Here is an 18246-nt window from a genome sequence, read left to right on the forward strand (position 1 = left end):
GAAGGCTGCAGTGCGCGCAAGGCCAGGTGGCATATTAGGATGGTTGATAATACAGAATGTTTCATCGTTTCTGCCGCGGGACGTCTTTTGCCCTTTAAGGCTGAATTTAGCGAGAGAGGTCTTTGTATGTCGAGTCCGACACAAGAGAAGCTAACTCTGATGCGCTATATAGAGTTGCTCGAGGAAGATGACCTTGTTGTTTCCAGACCGAGCGCTTCGTGCGACCAGCGCATTGAGTTTGCGACTGATGACTCGCGCCAGGTGCGTCCGGGCACGTTGTTCGTCTGCAAGGGCCGTGCGTTTAAGCGCGAGTACCTGCTTTCGGCAATCGCCGATGGCGCCGTGGCCTACGTTTCCGAGGTCGATTACGATGTTGATCTTCCCGCGGTGATTGTGAGTGATATTCGTCGCACGCTCGCCGTGGTGGCAGATGCCTTTTATGGGCACCCGTCGGGTAAGGTGAAGGTCTGCGCCTTTACAGGCACCAAGGGCAAGTCGACCTGCAGCTTTTATCTGCGCGGCATTCTCGCCAACGAGGCCAAGCTTACGGGCTGTCATCGGCCCGCTCTTAATACGGGCATTGAGTTCGACGACGGCATCGAGGCAGGCCCTTCCAAACTGACAACCCCCGAATCCTTCCTGCTGCAGTCTCGCATTGCGCATGCTGCGGAGGCGGGTGCCCCGTGGCTGGTTATGGAGGCATCGAGCCAGGGCCTCAAATACGAGCGCACGGGCAAGATCGCCTTTGAAGTCGGCGCCTTTACCAATATCGGCGAGGATCACATTTCGCCGATTGAGCATCCGACGCTCGAGGATTACTTTGCCAGCAAGCTCAAAATCTTCTCGCAGAGCCGTTTTGCCGTGGTCAATCTCGATATGGATAAGGTCGATCGTGTGCTCGAGGCGGCATCTCGTTGCGAACGTACGGTGACGTTCTCCCTGACCGACGAGCGTGCCGACGTGCTTGCGCTGGCGATTCGCAATGGTGACTGCGGCGTGGTGGCAACGGTGCGCACGCCCCGCTTTACGCGCGACATTGTGATTCCCACGCCGGTTAAGTTCAATGTGTCCAACGCGCTTGCCGCTATTGCCTGCGCCGAGGCCCTGGGCATTTCCGAAGAGGGTATCGTCCATGGCTTTGAGGGCGTCTTCGTTCCCGGCCGTATGGAGCTCTATCCGTCCGTATCGGGCAAAATCTTGGGCGTCGTCGATTTTGCACATAACGGCATGAGCCTCGAGACACTCCTGCGTGACCTGCGCGAGAACTATCCCGAGCGCGAGCTGGCGGTTGTATTTGGCGCTACGGGCGGTAAGGGTGTCGACCGACGCACCACGATGGGCATCGCCGCTGGCAAGTATGCCGACCGAATCGTGATTACCGAGGACGACCCCGGCCCCGAGAACGTCGAGGATATTTGCGCCGAGATCGCGCGCAACGTTCAAGCGCAGGGAAATGATAACTGGCAAATCGTGACTGATCGCGTTGCCGCTATCGAGACTGCCGTGCGCGAAACCGTCCGTCCCGCCGTGGTCATCGTGACCGGTAAGGGCGAGGAAGAGCGCATGCTGCGCAAGAACGGACCCGAGCCTTGCGAGCGCGACGGTTCGATTCTCAAGCGCACCCTTGCGGCGTACGACGCCTAAGACCAGAAGCCCCTTCTACGTAAATGGAGTGACCATGTCCCACAATACCCTGCCGACCGTCGCTGAGCTTTCGGGCGAGATGCGCGAGCGTCTTGCCAAGGTTAAGTACGTCTTTACCGACCTGGACGCCACCATGCTCGCGCCCGGCTCGTGCGTGCTGCGCGACAACGACGGCAACCCCTCGACCAAGCTCGTCGAGGCTGTCGTGGCACTTGCCCGCGCCGGCATCCAGGTGGTTCCCACCTCGGGCCGCAACCGTACCATGATCCACGAGGATGCGCGCGTGCTCGGCCTCAACTCCTACATCGGCGAGATGGGTGGCCTGGTCATGTACGACCTCAAGGCCAACGATTGGGAGTATCTGACCGGCGATATGCCCTACGACCCCGCCTGCGGCCTCACGCCGCATCAGGTGATCGAGCAGACCGGCGTGTGCGAGAAGATTCTCGCCCGCTGGCCGCATAAGATCGAGTACCACAACGACATGTCGACTGGCTACAAGTACCGCGAGGTCACCGTCGGCATGCGCGGCGATGTGCCCGACGACGAGGTCCAGGCCATTCTTGACGAGGCCGGCTGCGGCCTGGTCTGGGCCTGCAACGGTCACCTGACGCATCTGTCCAAGCCGACGACGCTCGAGCTCGAACGCGTCGAGGACGGCCGCGCGTTTAACATCAATCCCGCCGGCCTCAACAAGGGCGTTGCCATCGCACGTTTCTGCGAGCACCTGGGTATCGAGCGCGAGGAGACGCTGGCGCTCGGCGATTCCGAGTCCGACTTCTACATGGCTGACCACGTGGGCACGTTCTGCCTGGTCGAGAACGGTTTGACCAGCGCCGGCGCGCCCGAGTTCCTGGATGTTTGCGATAACGCCTACGTCACGCGCGGAAAGATTGTCGATGGCTGGGCGGCAACGGCAGAGCTGCTCGTCGCGGCCCGCTCGTAGTGCGGTCCTATCGTTCTGAGCCATATCTTTTCGAGAGAGAATCTGGTGAGGTAATGTCCTATATCGAGAATCTGGCTGGCGACACACGCCCCATTGGCGTATTCGACTCGGGTCTAGGCGGTCTGACGGTTGCGCGCGCGATTGCGACGGCGTTGCCGCACGAGTCCGTCTACTACTTCGGCGACACCAAGCGCTGCCCCTACGGCACCCGCACCGAGGACGAGGTGCGCTCGTTTGCACTGCAGGCGGGCCGTTGGCTGTCGAAGCACGACGTCAAGATCATGGTCATCGCCTGCAATACGGCGACCGCTGCGGCCTTGCGTTTGGCCCAGCAGGTGCTCGACGTCCCCGTCATCGGTGTGATTGCACCGGGCGCACGCGCGGCAATCAACAGCACCCGCACGCGCCGGGTGGGCGTGCTCGCCACCAACCTCACCATTCGCTCAGGCGCTTACACGCGTGCCATTCAGGACCTGGATGCCGGCGTCGACGTATACGGCTGCCCTGCCTCGAGCTTTGTCGAGGTCGTTGAGCACGAGCTCGCCTCGGGCGCACATCTGCAAGAGCAGTGGCTCGAGAACGAGGACATCTTTGATACGCCTGCCGTACGCGCGCTGGTCGGCGCCACGGTTGAACCGCTGCGCGACCACGGCATCGATACCGTGGTACTCGGCTGCACGCATTTTCCGCTGCTCGTGGGGCCTATTCGCCATGCGCTGGGTCCCGGAGTGCGCGTGGTGAGCTCCGCCGAGGAGACCACGCGCGAGCTGACCGATATTCTCACGCGCCGCGAGCAGCTGGCGGGCGACGCGGCCGAGCCGCAGCATCGTTTTGCAACGACGGCCGATAACATTGCCGAGTTTGCGGTGGCGGGCAGTTTTATCTTTGGCCAGCCGCTCAAGAGCATTGAGCATATCGATATCGACGAACTGAAATAGATAAAAGGTCACCGACCAAAGGCTCACTTTCACCTTTTGCCGAAAGGATTTTTCCATGGAGTATATGCAGGTCAATCGCGCCAACGGCCGCGCCGCCGATGAGCTGCGCCCCATCAAGCTTACCCGCGGCGTCATGAAGCACGCCCACGGTTCGTGCCTGGCCGAGTTTGGCGATACGCACGTGCTGTGCGCCGCCACCATCGAGGAGGGCGTGCCGGGCTGGCGCAAGGGCGCCAAGGCCGGTTGGGTAACGGCGGAGTACGCCATGCTGCCGGCATCGACCGGCAAGCGCTGCAAGCGCGAGCATGCCAACCGCAAGGGCCGCTCCATGGAGATCGAGCGCCTGATCGGCCGCAGCCTGCGTACCGTCGTCAACATGAAGGCACTCGGCGAGTACACCGTTACCGTCGACTGCGACGTGATTCAGGCAGACGGCGGCACGCGAACGGCGAGCATTACCGGCGCCTGGGTGGCGCTGCACGACGCCCTTGCCATGTGGGTCGAGGCGGGTAAGCTCGAGCGCATCCCGCTCACGGGCCAGGTCGCCGCGATTTCCATGGGCGTTGTCGACGGCAACACCCTGCTCGACCTGGATTATTCCGAGGACAGTCACGCCGAGGTCGACATGAACCTTGTCGCCACCGATACCGGTGAGATGATCGAGCTTCAGGGCACTGGCGAGCAGGCGCCCTTCGACCGCAAGCGCCTCAATTCCCTGCTCGATTTGGGCGACAAGGGCATTGCCGAGCTCATCGAGCTCCAGCGCCAAGTCCTCGCCTAACCTGCCAAAAAGGGACAGGTTTATTTTGGCAGGTTTTATCTGCGGAAACGCCGATAGATAAGGTTGATGCCACATGAAAGGGGAGATGCCGACGGACCGGTCCCTTTTACGTGACTTTGCTATACGGACAAGGAGACCACTCATGGCACTTGAGAAGATCGACATCGACACCCTCGACCCGGCGGCGACCATCGTCGTGGCAACGGGCAACGCCCATAAGCTCACCGAGATCGAGGCCATTTTGGGCAAGGTTATGCCCGAGGTTCGCTTTGTGGCGCTCGGCCAGCTGGGCGATTTTGAGGACCCCGAGGAAAACGGCACGACGTTTTTGGAGAACGCCATCATCAAGGCCCAGGCTGCGGTGGAGGAGACGGGCCTTATGGCCATTGCCGACGATTCGGGCCTGGTCGTCGACGCGCTGGACGGTGAGCCCGGTGTGTATAGTGCGCGCTACGCGGGCGTTCACGGCGACGATGCCGCCAACAATGCCAAACTGCTCGTGAATCTGGAGGGCGTGGCCGACGAGGACCGCACTGCGCGCTTTATGAGTGTCGTCGCGCTCATCGACACGGACGGTTTGGTCACCTATGGTGAGGGCGCCTGCGAGGGCGTTATCGCACATGAGGGCCGCGGCGATCACGGCTTTGGCTACGACCCGCTGTTCCTGCCGGTCGACACGCCGGGCAAGACCATGGCCGAGCTGACGGCGGACGAGAAGAACGCCATCAGCCATCGATTCCATGCGCTCGAGCACCTATCCGCCAAACTGACGGGCGAGGAGTAGGCCGTGCGTGCGGTGGTGCAGCGCGTGCTCAACGCCGGCGTGACGGTCGACGGCGAGTGCGTGGGCAAAATTGGGCGCGGCTATCTGGTGCTGCTGGGCGTGGGCCACGGCGACACGCGCGCCGAGGCCGATAAGCTGTGGGGAAAGCTCCGGGGCTTGCGCATTAACGAGGACGAGAACGGCAAGACCAACCTGGCACTTGCCGATGTCGACGGCGAGGTTCTCGTGGTGTCGCAGTTCACGCTGTTTGCCGATTGCCGTCACGGCCGCCGCCCATCGTTTACGGATGCCGGCGCCCCCGATGTCGCCAACGAGCTCTACGAGTACTTCCTGACGCTCGTTCGCCAAGATGTCGAACACGTGGCGCACGGCATCTTTGGCGCCGATATGAAAGTCGATCTCGTCAACGACGGCCCATTCACCATCGTCTTGGATACCGATAGTCTGTAAGTAGTCAATTTGGGACCGGGCTTGTTTAACTACTTGCGTATGGTGGCAGCAGGGTGCTATAGTATTAGAGTTTTGTCTATCTTAGGGGTATTATCCCCTTTTTGAATTGCACCTTCTGGAGGCCCTGTTCATGGAAGAGATGGAAGTCAATCACGTCGACGACATCCACGAGAAGCTGACCGATATGGTGGGCGATCGCGTTAAGGTGAAGGCCAACATGGGCCGCACCCGCGTCGTCGAGCGCATGGGCACCATCAAGAGCGTCCATCCGGCAGTCTTTATCGTCGAGGTCGACGAGCGCCGTGGCCGCAAGTCGCGTCAGTCCTACCAGTATATTGATGTTCTCACCGGCCAGGTCGAGCTGTTCGACCCCGAGAGCGGCGAGCACATTTTTACCCCGCTCGGCAATCAGCTCGAGGAGCACTAGCGGTGACCGATTGGTCCCTGACCCTTTCCGCGCCGGCAAAGATCAACCTCTATCTGGGGGTTCATACCGAGCGTGACGACCGCGGCTACCATAAGGTCGATTCCCTGATGGCAGCCGTCGGTCTTGTCGATACCGTGACGGTTACGCCGGCACAGGCGCTGACCGTTCAGACGATTCCGACATCCGACTTTCCCATGCAAAAGAATACGGCGTATCGTGCGGCCGCTGCTATGGCCGAGCATTACGGTCGCGAAGCCAATGTCTGCATCACGATTAAGAAGCGCATCCCGCTGTGTGCCGGCCTGGGCGGTCCTTCGACGGATGCCGCGGCGGTCATTGTCGCCTTGGCAGAGAGTTGGGGTATCGACCGTGCCGACCCCGCGCTGGACAACATTGCGCGCGGCATTGGCGCCGACGTTCCCTTCTTTTTGCATGCCAGCCCTGCATTTTACGTGGGTGGGGGAGACGTGCTGGCAACCGAGTACCCCGCACTTCCCGCGACACCCGTCGTGCTGGTCAAGCCGCGCGAGGCAAGCGTTTCAACAATTGAAGCCTATCGACGTTTTGACGAGACCCCAGCGCCTGTGGACAAGCCCGGAGCGATCGCATCTGCCCTTCGCTCGGGAGATGCAGAGGCGGCCTACGCGCTCGTCCACAACAACCTGGGTGTCATTTCCGCGCAGATGGAGCCGCGGATTCAAACGGTGCTCGACTGGCTTCGTTCACGGGACGGTACCATTGCCGCAAACGTGTGCGGTTCGGGTGCCTGCTCGTTTGCTCTCTGCGATAGCGCCGCCACGGCAGCCAATCTTTCGGCAGCCGCTCAACAAAACGGCTGGTGGGCTTATGCAACGGAGCTCGTTTCCGACACGGTTCGCATTGAAGCGCCAAAGAAGTAAAAATTTCTCTGGCACACGACGGAAATCTTTGTTACTATAGTCGAGCTAACGGGTTGTGGCTCAGTTTGGTAGAGCACTGCGTTCGGGACGCAGGGGTCGCTGGTTCAAATCCAGTCAACCCGACCAGAGCATGAGGAGGGACCGCTTCTTGCGGTCCCTTTTTTTAGCTATTGTTGTGATACCGCGATACCCGCGGTATACTCATTCGAGCTTGTCTCGCTGTATTGTGGAGGTCTACATGTTTGGACTGAGGGCTCCTGAGCTCATCATTATTCTCATCGTTGTCCTGATTATCTTTGGGCCCAAGAACCTGCCGAAGCTCGGTAAGTCCCTCGGCTCTACCGTCAAGAATATCCGCGAGGGTATGGAGGGCGACGATAAGGGCGAAACCAAGCAGGCCGAGGAGGTTGTGGTCGAGGAGTCCGAGGAGGACAAGGAGATCGCAGAGCTCGAGGCCAAGCTCGCTGCTGCCAAGCAAAAGAAGGCAGAGGACAGCGACGCGGACGCAGAGTAGTCCCATCCCTTTGGGGTGAGCACCTGACCGGCTTGCCCGCAGGCTAGCCGGTCTTTTTTCGTTTTGTTGACAGTTGATCGTTACATCATAGTTGGGGAGATATCCGTATGGACGCAAGCCAGATCGTACTGACCGCTGAAGGCCGCCAGAAGCTCGTCGAGGAGCTCGCTTGGCGTGAGGGCGATTACGCCAAGGAGATCGTCGAGGACATCAAGGAAGCCCGCGCGTTCGGCGACCTTTCGGAGAACTCCGAGTACGATGCCGCCAAGGACAAGCAGGCCCAGAACGCCGCTCGTATCGCCGAGATCCAGGCCATCCTCGCCAACGCTCAGATCGCTGCCAGCACGGGCGACCTGACCGTCTCCATTGGCTCGACTGTTACCCTGGTCGACCCCAACGGTGAGCTTATCGAGGTCACGCTTGTCGGTACCACCGAGACCAACTCGCTCGAGCACAAGATCTCCAACGAGTCTCCGGTCGGTCACGCCATCATCGGTCACGGCGAGGGCGATTCCGTCGAGGTCGTTACGCCTTCCGGCAAGACTCGCGTCTACACCATCGCCAAGATCGCACGCTAGACCACGGTCCCGCGTAAAGGTATGTTTTCGCTCCCTGGGACCGAATCCTGGGGAGCGTTTTAGTTTGAGGAGCTAACTTATGGCAGAGAACCAGAACGCCGCCGATCAGGCATCGACGCTCAACGACGAGCGCGCCACCCGCCTGGCCAAGCGCGCCGCCCTGTTCGAGGCGGGCCAAAACCCGTATCCCGAGCACTCTGAGCTTGAGGACTACGTCGCCGATATCGAGGCTAAGTACGCCGAGCTTGCCGATGGCGAGGACACCGAGGATGTCGTGAAGATCGCCGGCCGCGTGGTCGCCAAGCGCGGTCAGGGCAAGATCATGTTCATCGTCGTGCGCGATGCGACTGCCGAGATTCAGCTGTTCTGCCGCATCAACGACATGGACGAGGCTGCCTGGAATACGCTCAAGGCCCTCGACCTGGGCGATATCCTGGGCGTGACCGGCGTAGTCGTGCGCACCAAGCGTGGCCAGCTTTCCGTTGCCCCCAAGAGCGCGACGCTGCTCTCCAAGGCCGTTCGCCCGCTGCCCGAGAAGTTCCACGGTCTCTCCGACAAGGAGACCCGCTATCGCCAGCGCTATGTCGACCTGATCGCCAACGACGACGTTCGCGAGACCTTCCGCAAGCGTTCGCAGATTCTCTCCACGTTCCGCCGCTTTATGGAGTCCGATGGCTACATGGAGGTCGAGACCCCCATCTTGCAGACCATCCAGGGCGGCGCTACGGCTAAGCCGTTCATCACGCACTTCAATGCGCTCGATCAGGAGTGCTACCTGCGTATCGCCACCGAGCTGCACCTCAAGCGCTGCATCGTCGGTGGTTTTGAGCGTGTGTTCGAGATTGGCCGCATCTTCCGTAACGAGGGCATGGACCTTACCCACAACCCCGAGTTCACCACGATGGAGGCCTACCGTGCCTTCTCCGACCTCGAGGGCATGAAGGCGCTTGCCCAGGGCGTCATTAAGGCGGCTAACAAGGCCATCGGCAACCCCGAGGTCATCGAGTACCAGGGCCAGACCATCGACCTTTCTGGTGAGTGGGCCAGCCGTCCCATGACCGACATCGTCTCCGACGTGCTCGGCAAGCAGGTTACCATCGACACGCCGGTCGAGGAGCTTGCTGCCGCCGCGCGCGAGAAGGGCCTGGAGATTAAGCCCGAGTGGACCGCCGGCAAGATTATCGCCGAGATCTACGATGAGCTGGGCGAGGACACCATCGTCAACCCGACCTTCGTGTGCGATTACCCCATCGAGGTCAGCCCGCTTGCCAAGCGCTTTGAGGACGACCCGCGCCTGACGCACCGCTTTGAGCTGGTTATTTCCGGTCACGAGTACGCCAACGCATTCTCCGAGCTCAACGACCCGGTCGACCAGGCTGAGCGCTTTGCTGCCCAAATGGCCGAGAAGGCCGGCGGCGACGACGAGGCCATGGAGTATGACGAGGACTACGTGCGCGCCCTCGAGTACGGTATGCCTCCCGCGGGCGGCATTGGCATCGGCATCGACCGCGTGGTCATGCTGCTCACCAACCAGGCTTCCATCCGCGACGTGCTGCTGTTCCCGCACATGAAGCCCGAGAAGGGTTTCCAGTCCGGTGCCGCTGCCGCCAAGGCTGCAGAGGCCGGCAACGCCGCGAGCCCGTTCGTTAAGTCGCTTAAGCCCACGCTCGATTACTCCAAGATCGCCGTTGAGCCGCTGTTCGAGGAGTTCGTCGACTTTGATACCTTCTCCAAGAGCGATTTCCGCGCTGTGAAGGTCAAGGCATGCGAGGCCGTCAAGAAGTCCAAGAAGCTGCTGAACTTTACGCTCGATGACGGTACCGGTACCGACCGCACCATCCTCTCCGGTATTCACGCTTATTACGAGCCCGAGGACCTGGTCGGCAAGACCTTGCTCGCCATCACCAACCTGCCTCCGCGCAAGATGATGGGTATTCCCAGCTGCGGCATGCTGATCAGCGCTGTCCACGAGGAGGAGGGCGAGGAGCGCCTCAACCTTATCCAGCTCGACGCCTCCATCCCCGCCGGCGCAAAGATGTACTAGGGGGGTTACGGCGTTTTACCAAACGCCGTAACCGCTCGACGCTGCGCGCCGCCCAGAGCGACAATTTGTCATTCAAAAGGCAAGGCATGACCAGAAGGTCTATGCCTTGCCTTTTTCATGCCAACTTGTTCGCTCTGGACGTCGCTCGCTGTCCGTCCTCTATCTGCGGCGTTGACTTGGTTGACACTTAGAACATCGATGTAGTCATTGGGGACGTTCTTAAACGACTACCCAACGGATATTGCCCACATGGCTCGCATGACAGTCGTCTCTTTTATGTTTCCTTTAGCCGTTGCTGCCTAGGATGGGGGTTAGTCGGCAGGAAGGGAGCGTCTATATGGACGACGCGAGCGAGCGTGCAATCGAAGAGGACATGCTCGATCAGTTCAATTACTTTGATGATGAGGATGAGGAGCTAATCGATCGTCGCGAGCCGGCATCGCTTGACTCATTTGATCTGGTCGATGAAGAGCCCGACGAGGACGAGGGCGAATTAACGGAGCCCCCACAGCCTTCGCGCCTTGACTCGCTGCTTTCGAGAGCCCCCATGCACCACGGCGTTCGTGCCGGCGCGCTCCATATGAAAACTGACTGGCATCAGATCGTGATGGCAGGCGATGAACTTGCCGTCGATGCGCCGCTCACCGATAAGTCATCCATCATCTGCCGCACCGGCATGCTTATGCTCGCGAGCGGAACGGGTGCCTGGCGTGTACGCGATACCATGAATCGTGTTGCTGACGTGCTCGGCGTCACAATTCACGTCGACCTGAGTCTTCTGTCGTTTGAGTGCACTTGCATCGAAGATGGCCACTGCTTTAACGAGGTTGTCAGCCTGCCCACAACGGGAGTCAATACCCATCGCATTTGGATGATGGAGAGTTTCCTCAAGGAAATCGAGACCTATGGTCGTCGCTTCACGGTACACGAGTATCACGAGATGCTCAGGACCGTTGAGAGCTCAAAGCCCGATTACTCTCCCTGGCAACAGGGCCTTGCGGCAGCCTGTGCTTGCGGCGCCTTCGTCTTTTTGCTCGGCGGCGGCCCTATCGAGATGGCCTGTGCATTCGTAGGCGCTGGTGTCGGTAACTTTGCTCGCTCCCATATTCTCAAGCAAGGCCTTGGTCAGTTCAGCGCGCTGACGACCGGTGTTGCGCTCGCTTGCGTTTCGTATCTGCTGGCATTGCTCGGCCTTGGCCAGGTCATACCGGGGGCAATGTCGCACCAAGAAGGCTATATCGGCGCCATGCTCTTTGTGATTCCCGGCTTTCCGCTCATTACGGCAGGCCTCGACATCGCTAAGCTCGACATGCGAAGCGGTATCGAGCGCCTTTCATATGCCGTATCGATTATTGTGATGGCGACCCTCGTAGGTTGGATGGTTGCCGAGTGTGTTGGCCTGGCGCCGGACGACTTTGCCCCACTGGGCCTTTCGCCGCTTGCCCTTACGCTCCTGCGCGTGGTGATGAGCTTCGTTGGCGTATTCGGCTTCTCGGTGATGTTCAACAGCCCGGTAAAGATGGCCGCGGCAGCTGGGTTGATCGGCGCCGTTTCCAATACCCTGCGCCTTACGCTCGTCGATGCGCCGACGATGATTCCCTTCCTGGGCCTCAGCACGGGAATGCCTCCCGAGGCAGCAGCGTTTATCGGCGCGCTGGTATCGGGTCTGCTGGCAAGCTTGGCCGAAGTCAAGCTCACCTACCCGCGTATCGCTCTCACGGTGCCTTCGATTGTCATTATGGTGCCGGGTTTGTATCTGTATCGCTCGATGTATTACATGTGCACCTTCGACACAGTCAATATGCTCGGTTGGTTTGTGCGTGCAGTGCTCATCGTGGCGTTTTTGCCCGTTGGTCTGGGTGTGGCACGTACACTCACCGACCCTCGCTGGCGCCACACCAGCTAATTGGTGCAAAGGGGACAGGTTACTTTGCACCCCCAATGAGTTGCGGTGAAATAGGGACTGAATTGCTGCTTAAAGGGTCAAAACAGTCCGTATTCCACCGCAACTTATGGGGTCGGGGGGGGGGGGATTATTGGTGCCCTGCATCTCCATAAACTCAACGCTTACGAAGCGCGCGCCGTTCGTGTTAGGGTAGTTCCACCACATAAGTAGTCGCAGACGCACGTACCACGGGCGGGCGAGATGAAGTCCCAACAGCTCCATCTTGCCCGCCCGTTTTTGTTGCGTGGTGCCGCGGCGTAACACAGAAAGGACAATGCCCTTTATGCCTATCAACAAACGAGAGAGCCTGCTGTTCACCTTTATCATGTGCTTTTGCATGGTGCTCTGGATGAGCATCTACAACGTTGCCCTGCAGCATGGGGCCATCAACGGCGAGGTTGTTGCCGCCGCGTGGCTCGGCTTCCCCGTTGCCTACATTTTTGCCATGTGCTGCGACTGGTTTGTTGCCAGCCCCCTTGCCAAGGGTTTCGCCTTTAAATTCCTGGTCACGCCGGGCAAGAGTTCGCCGCTTGCCATGACGCTTGCCGTCAGCTCCTGCATGGTCGTTCCCATGGTCATCATCATGTCGCTGTACGGTGCCTGTGAGGGTCTGACGCACATGCCCGGCGGCATCCTTGCGAACCTGTATTCCGTGCCCGCGATCTGGATGATCAACATCCCGCATAATTTTGTGATGGCGCTGCCGTGGAACCTTTTGGTAGCCGGTCCGATTTCCCGCTTCGTCTTCCGTCGCGCCTTCCCTGTGGGGACGGTTTTCGAGGAGGAGCATGCCGAGCTCTTGGAGCAGGCTATGGCTCCTGAGTGCGAGTAGCTCGCTTAGGGATCTGCTGAGCGCGGGCGACTTGCTTGGTTGGAGCCCAAAGCGTGGATAGCTCTCTCGGCGACATCGCGGGCGTGAGCGGTGCGCATGACCGGAGGGCCCGTGCTGCTCCGTTGCCCGACGTGCTAGCGCGCAGAACAATCTGTTGGTGCATTCGGCGGCTGCTGAAGCGTTTCGGCAGCCGCTTTTTATACGGAGTTTAAATACAACAGTCTGTTGTATTACGTAGAGTGGTATATCTCTAGCGGGAAAAATGCGAGAGACGGAGCATTATGGCGTTGCTAGTAGGACTGGACGTAGGGTCGACGACGACCAAAGTTTACGCGATGCACGAGGATATGACCGAGGCGTGGTGGGGATATCGCCGCCACGGGGCGTGTCAGACAGCGAGCGTGCGCGCCATGCTCGGCGAGCTCGCCGAGCGCTTTCCCCATGAGTCACTGCGCGTTGCGGTGACCGGCTCGGGTGCGCGCGATATCGCGACCGCGCTGGGCGCCTCGTACGTTCAGGAGGTGGTCGCCAACGCGCTCGCGATCAGCAGGTTCTATCCGCAGACGCGCTGCGCCATCGAGCTGGGCGGCCAAGACGCCAAGATGATCTTCTTCCGCACCAACGATAAGGGAGACATCGAGGTTGCCGACATGCGCATGAACGGCTCGTGCGCAGGCGGTACCGGTGCATTTATCGACGAGATGGCAAAGCTCATGGGGGTCGGCACCGAATCGGGCGAGTTCGAGCAGCTCGCAAGCCGGGGAACGACCGTCCACGAGGTCTCGGGCCGCTGCGGCGTGTACGCAAAGACCGATATCCAGCCGCTGCTCAACGAGGGCATTCCTACCACCGACCTGGCGCTTTCGGCGCTTCACGCGGTCGCCCGCCAAACGATCGGCGGTCTGGCCCAGGGTATCGACATCGAGCCGCCGGTAATCTTCGAGGGCGGTACGCTCGCCTACAACCCCACACTGGTCCGCGTGTTCCGGGAGCAACTGAATCTATCGGACGATCAGGTTATCGTCCCGCGCGATCCGCAGATCATGGTCGCGCGCGGTGCCGCCCTGTCGCTGACCGACATGTTCGCATCGTCCCAACCGATCGACCTTCCCGACGCTTTTGTCCGGCTGGATAAGCTCGAGACGGTCGCGCCCGCAAGCGGGGAGGGACGTCTTGCCCAGCCCTTTTTTGCCACACCTGCCGAGCAGGCGGATTTTACGGCACGCCATGGCAAAGAGACGCCGGCAAAGGGTCCGGATGCGTATGCGCCCGGAGAGACGGTGCGTGTGGCGCTCGGTATCGATTCGGGGAGCACGACGACCAAGTTCGCCCTGGTCGATGAGGCGGGTGAGCTTGTCGATTCGTTCTACGCGTCTAATAACGGCAGACCGCTCGACGTCGCCCAACAGGGTCTTGTCAGCTTGAAGAACCGCTGGGAGACAGCGGGAGTCACGCTTGCGATCGATGCCGTGGGCACCACGGGATACGGCGAGGAGCTTTTCGCGCGCGCGTTCCACGCCGACTACCATACGGTCGAGACGGTCGCGCACGCCCGCGCCGCGTGCGCATGCGTTCCCGATGCGACCTTCGTGCTCGACATCGGCGGACAGGATATGAAGGCCATCTGGCTCAACCACGGCGTGCTGACCGATATCGTCGTCAACGAGGCGTGCTCTGCGGGCTGCGGCTCGTTCCTCGAGGGTTTTGCCAAAAACCTCGGAATAGCCGTTGAGGATATCGCGACCGAGGCATTTTCGTCCAAAGCCCCCGCCGTTCTCGGCAGCCGCTGCACGGTGTTCATGAACAGCAGCGTCGTTTCCGAGCAGCGGCGCGGTAAGGGTCCGGGCGACATGATGGCCGGTCTCTGCCGTTCGATTATCGAGAACGTGTTCACCAAGGTCATTCGCGTTTCAAATCTCAACCGTCTGGGCGACAAAGTCGTCGTCCAGGGCGGCACGTTCCGAAACGACGCGGTGCTGCGCGCATTCGAGCAGTATCTGGGCAAACCCGTCACGCGTGCGCCCCACCCGGGGCTGATGGGCGCTATCGGTATCGCCCTGCTCGCGCGCGAGGAATGCCGCAAGGGCGACGCCGGCACGTCGTTTATCGGGCTCGATGCCGTGGAGCGCTTCGAGCATCGCGAGTTCGGCGGCGTTACCTGCCGTCGGTGCAACAACCGCTGCCAGCGCGCGGTCGTGGCATTTGGCGATGGCTCGCTTTACGTCACGGGCAATCGCTGCCCGCGCGGCGGCGCCATCTCATGGGATGAGCTCGTGCGCGAGGTTCCCGCGGCGGAGGAGCTGCGTCCGCAGGGTGCTTGCGAGGCACAGGCACCCGGCACGGGGCGCGACCGGACCGCGGCTGCCCCCAATCTCTTTGTCGACCGCGAGAAGCTGCTGTTCGAGTCGTACCCCACGGTTCCCGTCTGCGGGGGGCGCGATGTCACGATCGGCATTCCCCGTGTGCTCGAGTTCTGGGACACCATGCCGTTCTGGTCGACGTTCTTCAGCACGCTCGGCTTTAAGGTGCGCGTCTCGGGACGCAGCACCAAGGCGATGTACGAGCGCGGTCTGGCGCACGTCACATCCGACACCGTGTGCTTCCCGGCCAAGCTCGTCCACGGGCACATCCGCAATCTCGTCGACGCCGGCGTCGACCGCATCTTCATGCCCATCATCACGACGGTGCCCACCGAAAACACCGCCTCTACCAGCGAGTGGATGTGCGCCGTCGTAAAGGGATACCCCTACGTGATGCGCAATTCCGATAACCCGGAGGAGCGTTTCGGCGTTCCGTTCGATACGCCGCTGTTCCACTGGTACGACGAGGGCGACCGAAACCGCCAGCTCAAGGCGTGGTGCAAGGAGACCTTCGATATCGATGCCGACCTGGTTGCCAAGGCGACCGAGCAGGCGGACCGCGCGCAGGAGACGTTTGAGAACCAGCTGCAGCTGCGCGGCAGGCAGGTGCTCGAGAACGTGCGCGAGGACGGCGGCTACGCGGTGGTGATCGCTTCGCGCCCGTACCACAACGACCCGCTGGTCAACCACGGGCTGCCCAAGCTCTTCTCTGAGCGCGGCATCCCCGTGCTGACGCCCGATGCGGTGCCGGGGGTCTGCAACGTCGATCTTTCCAACAGCCGCATCGACATCGTGAACAACTACCATGCGCGCATGCTGTCGTGCGCGGTCATCGTCGCATCGACGCCCGAGCTCGAGCTCGTGCAGATGGGCAGCTTCGGCTGCGGCCACGATGCGTATCTCACCGACGAGATCGCGCGCATGATGGGCGAGATGGGCTCCAAGGTTCCGATGATGATCAAGCTCGATGAGAGCGACGTCGCCGGTCCCATGGGCATTCGCGTGCGTTCGTTTATCGAGTCGGTCAACCGTCGTCGCGCGGAGGAGCGTGCCGAGGGCGCCCGGGTGCACGCGGTCCATCCGCTCGACGACCCGTATAAGGTCAAGTACACCAAGCGCGACCGGCACGACAAGATCGCGCTGGTCCCCAACACCTCCCATGCGTTCTGCAGGCTCATGACCGCGGCGATGCGCAATCAGGGCGTGCGCGCCGAGGCCCTTGATATCGGGCGCGAGGATGCCATCCGCCTGGGCAAACGCTATGTGCACAACGACATCTGCTTCCCCGCGCAAATCGTGATCGGCGAGGCGCTCGCGGCACTCGAGAGCGGTAAGTACGACCCGCACGACGTCGCCGTGGTGACTGGCAAGTATATCGGCGACTGCCGCCTGACGCACTACATGCCCCTGCTGCGCCGCGCGCTCGACGACGCGGGATACGACTATGTCCCGGTGCTCACCAACGACGACGTCGATGCCCACAATGCGCATCCGGGCTTCAAGCTCGGCCTTGGCCCGAGCATCCAGATCGCCTACGGTCTTCCCATGATCGATGCCCTCGAGGCCATGCTTAGGCGCATCCGTCCCTACGAGCTCGAGAAGGGCGCGGCGGACGCTGCGTTCGACCGCGCGCTCGATGAGGTTATCGAGGGCATGGAGCGCTCCGGGCTGAGAGGCCAGGCGACGGGCTTCAAACGCGCGCTTGCGATCATGGACGCCGTTCCGTACGACCGCTCGAACCCGCATCCGACCGTTCTCATCGTGGGCGAGTACCTGCTCAATTTCCATCTCGGCGCCAACCACGAGATTGAGCGCTACCTCGAGGACAACGGGCTCGAGGTCATCGAGGCGCGCATGACCGACGTGATCCGCAAGACCTATTTCTACAAGCATGCGCAGTCGCGCGAGTTCCACGTCGACCTGTCGCTGCCCGAAAAGGCCTGGTACGCCACGGCGGACAACCTGTTCGAGCTCGCGCACGACCGTTGCGACCGCCTGGGCGCGGCGAGCCCGCTCTACGAGCCGCCGACGCGCATGCCCGAGCTCGTGCGCGCGAGCGATAAGATCCTGCACCATACGTTCGATGCGGGCGAGGGCGTGCTGATTCCGGCGGAGATCCTCGAGCACGCCAAGCGCGGCTGCCGCAACTTCGTGATCCTGCAGCCGTTCGGGTGTCTGCCCAACCATGTCGTGGGGCGCGGGCTCATCCATGCGCTCAAGGAGCAGTATCCCACGGCGCAGTTCCTGCCGCTCGACTACGATCCCGACGTGAGCTTCGCCAACGTGGAGAACCGTCTTCAGATGCTCATCATGAACGCCAAGGCGCAGGGGTGCGGTGAGGCGCATGGCGAGACCGCGTAAGGACGCCGATGCGCCCGATGCACGCACCCGTATCATCGAGGCGTTTTGGGAGCTCATCGAGAACAACAGCATCTTCGAGCTGTCGGTTGGCGAGGTGACCCGCGCCGCCCAGTGCAATCGCGGAACGTTTTACTACTATTTTCACGATTTCGATGAACTCGTCGCCATCGCCATAGCCCAGCTGCTGCAGGATAACGAGCTCATCACCGATGCCCTCTGGCATTTTTCGAGCGAGGGCGACCTTTCGGCGTTCGACCGGCGCGACGTCCGCTGCCTGCTGCGGCGCATCGTCATCACCATGAGGGCGGGTGCCGCCGAGCAGGTCGTGCAGGGCATCCATACGATCATCATCGACCGCGTGAGAGAGATCGTCCACCCCGACGGAGAAGAGCTCAAGGCAGATTCGAGCTTTGCGGTGGGCTTTCTGGTCTCGGGCATCATGGGCTTTGTGATGGCGGTCGGCTTTGCCCGGGAGGGCGGCGAGGAGATAGACCTCGAGCAGCCGGGGGACAGCGCGTGCGCGTACCTGAGGGCGGTCGCCATGCAGACGGTGGAAACGGTCGCGCAAGTCGAGGGCGTCGATACATCCGAGCTGCTCGAACGCGTCTCCAAGGAGGCCGATGCCTATCGCGCATCGCGTGCGACGAGTCCCGACGTGGTGAAAGACGCCTAGGGTTTCTCTTGCGGGGCGCCTGTCGCGCATCGCGCGGTGAGTCCCGCGATGCGGTCATAACCTGCATTCA

15 protein-coding genes and 1 tRNA gene are annotated in these 18246 nt (G+C 61.2%); all 16 read left to right on the forward strand.

From position 1 onward, the window contains the following. Window positions 1–159 precede the first annotated feature (159 nt). The 16 genes from PMX21_RS03170 to PMX21_RS03245 all read left to right on the forward strand — a co-directional run bounded on the left by PMX21_RS03170 (window position 160) and on the right by PMX21_RS03245 (window position 18176). Window positions 160–1644 (forward strand): Mur ligase family protein, encoded by a 1485-nt coding sequence (locus PMX21_RS03170; RefSeq protein WP_271758005.1) that lies wholly within the window; start codon window positions 160–162, stop codon window positions 1642–1644. Window positions 1645–1678: 34 nt separating this feature from the next. After that, window positions 1679–2590, forward strand: coding sequence for an HAD family hydrolase (locus PMX21_RS03175; protein WP_271758007.1), 912 nt, complete (start codon window positions 1679–1681; stop codon window positions 2588–2590). A 53-nt stretch (window positions 2591–2643) separates the two neighbouring features. Beyond that, the gene (gene murI, locus PMX21_RS03180; RefSeq protein WP_271758009.1) at window positions 2644–3528 is read left to right on the forward strand and encodes a glutamate racemase; all 885 of its coding nucleotides are present in this window, start codon (window positions 2644–2646) and stop codon (window positions 3526–3528) included. A 55-nt stretch (window positions 3529–3583) separates the two neighbouring features. Continuing rightward, on the forward strand, window positions 3584–4309 hold the full coding sequence (gene rph, locus PMX21_RS03185) for a ribonuclease PH (protein ID WP_238022557.1): 726 nt from the start codon (window positions 3584–3586) through the stop codon (window positions 4307–4309). Between the two features lie 142 nt (window positions 4310–4451). Next, window positions 4452–5093, forward strand: a complete 642-nt coding sequence (gene rdgB / locus PMX21_RS03190; RefSeq protein ID WP_022094898.1) for an RdgB/HAM1 family non-canonical purine NTP pyrophosphatase — start codon at window positions 4452–4454, stop codon at window positions 5091–5093. Between the two features lie 3 nt (window positions 5094–5096). Continuing rightward, the gene (gene dtd / locus PMX21_RS03195; protein ID WP_040358996.1) at window positions 5097–5543 is read left to right on the forward strand and encodes a D-aminoacyl-tRNA deacylase; all 447 of its coding nucleotides are present in this window, start codon (window positions 5097–5099) and stop codon (window positions 5541–5543) included. 130 nt (window positions 5544–5673) lie between these two features. After that, window positions 5674–5970, forward strand: coding sequence for a Veg family protein (locus tag PMX21_RS03200; RefSeq protein WP_006234957.1), 297 nt, complete (start codon window positions 5674–5676; stop codon window positions 5968–5970). 2 nt (window positions 5971–5972) lie between these two features. After that, window positions 5973–6869: a 4-(cytidine 5'-diphospho)-2-C-methyl-D-erythritol kinase gene (gene ispE / locus PMX21_RS03205; protein ID WP_271758011.1), complete on the forward strand. Its 897-nt coding sequence runs from the start codon at window positions 5973–5975 to the stop codon at window positions 6867–6869. A gap of 49 nt (window positions 6870–6918) precedes the next feature. Then, window positions 6919–6995: transfer RNA gene (locus PMX21_RS03210), tRNA-Pro, on the forward strand. Between the two features lie 112 nt (window positions 6996–7107). After that, a complete protein-coding gene (tatA, locus tag PMX21_RS03215) occupies window positions 7108–7383 on the forward strand; it encodes a twin-arginine translocase TatA/TatE family subunit (protein ID WP_271758013.1) in 276 nt (91 codons plus the stop codon). Window positions 7384–7490: 107 nt separating this feature from the next. Further along, a complete protein-coding gene (gene greA / locus PMX21_RS03220) occupies window positions 7491–7961 on the forward strand; it encodes a transcription elongation factor GreA (RefSeq protein ID WP_117820769.1) in 471 nt (156 codons plus the stop codon). Window positions 7962–8040: 79 nt separating this feature from the next. Beyond that, window positions 8041–10005 (forward strand): lysine--tRNA ligase, encoded by a 1965-nt coding sequence (lysS, locus tag PMX21_RS03225; protein WP_271758015.1) that lies wholly within the window; start codon window positions 8041–8043, stop codon window positions 10003–10005. Between the two features lie 337 nt (window positions 10006–10342). After that, a complete protein-coding gene (locus PMX21_RS03230) occupies window positions 10343–11911 on the forward strand; it encodes a threonine/serine exporter family protein (RefSeq protein ID WP_271758017.1) in 1569 nt (522 codons plus the stop codon). A gap of 322 nt (window positions 11912–12233) precedes the next feature. Then, window positions 12234–12782 carry a DUF2798 domain-containing protein gene (locus PMX21_RS03235; protein WP_117848029.1) on the forward strand — a complete coding sequence of 183 codons (549 nt, stop codon included), beginning with the start codon at window positions 12234–12236 and terminating at the stop codon, window positions 12780–12782. 281 nt (window positions 12783–13063) lie between these two features. Continuing rightward, on the forward strand, window positions 13064–17503 hold the full coding sequence (locus tag PMX21_RS03240) for an acyl-CoA dehydratase activase (RefSeq protein ID WP_271758019.1): 4440 nt from the start codon (window positions 13064–13066) through the stop codon (window positions 17501–17503). Continuing rightward, window positions 17487–18176, forward strand: coding sequence for a TetR/AcrR family transcriptional regulator (locus PMX21_RS03245; protein ID WP_055309426.1), 690 nt, complete (start codon window positions 17487–17489; stop codon window positions 18174–18176). Before PMX21_RS03240 ends, PMX21_RS03245 begins: the two co-directional genes overlap by 17 nt. Window positions 18177–18246 lie beyond the last annotated feature (70 nt).

This window comes from Collinsella aerofaciens, assembly GCF_028209885.1.
GTDB lineage: Bacteria > Actinomycetota > Coriobacteriia > Coriobacteriales > Coriobacteriaceae > Collinsella > Collinsella aerofaciens_BA.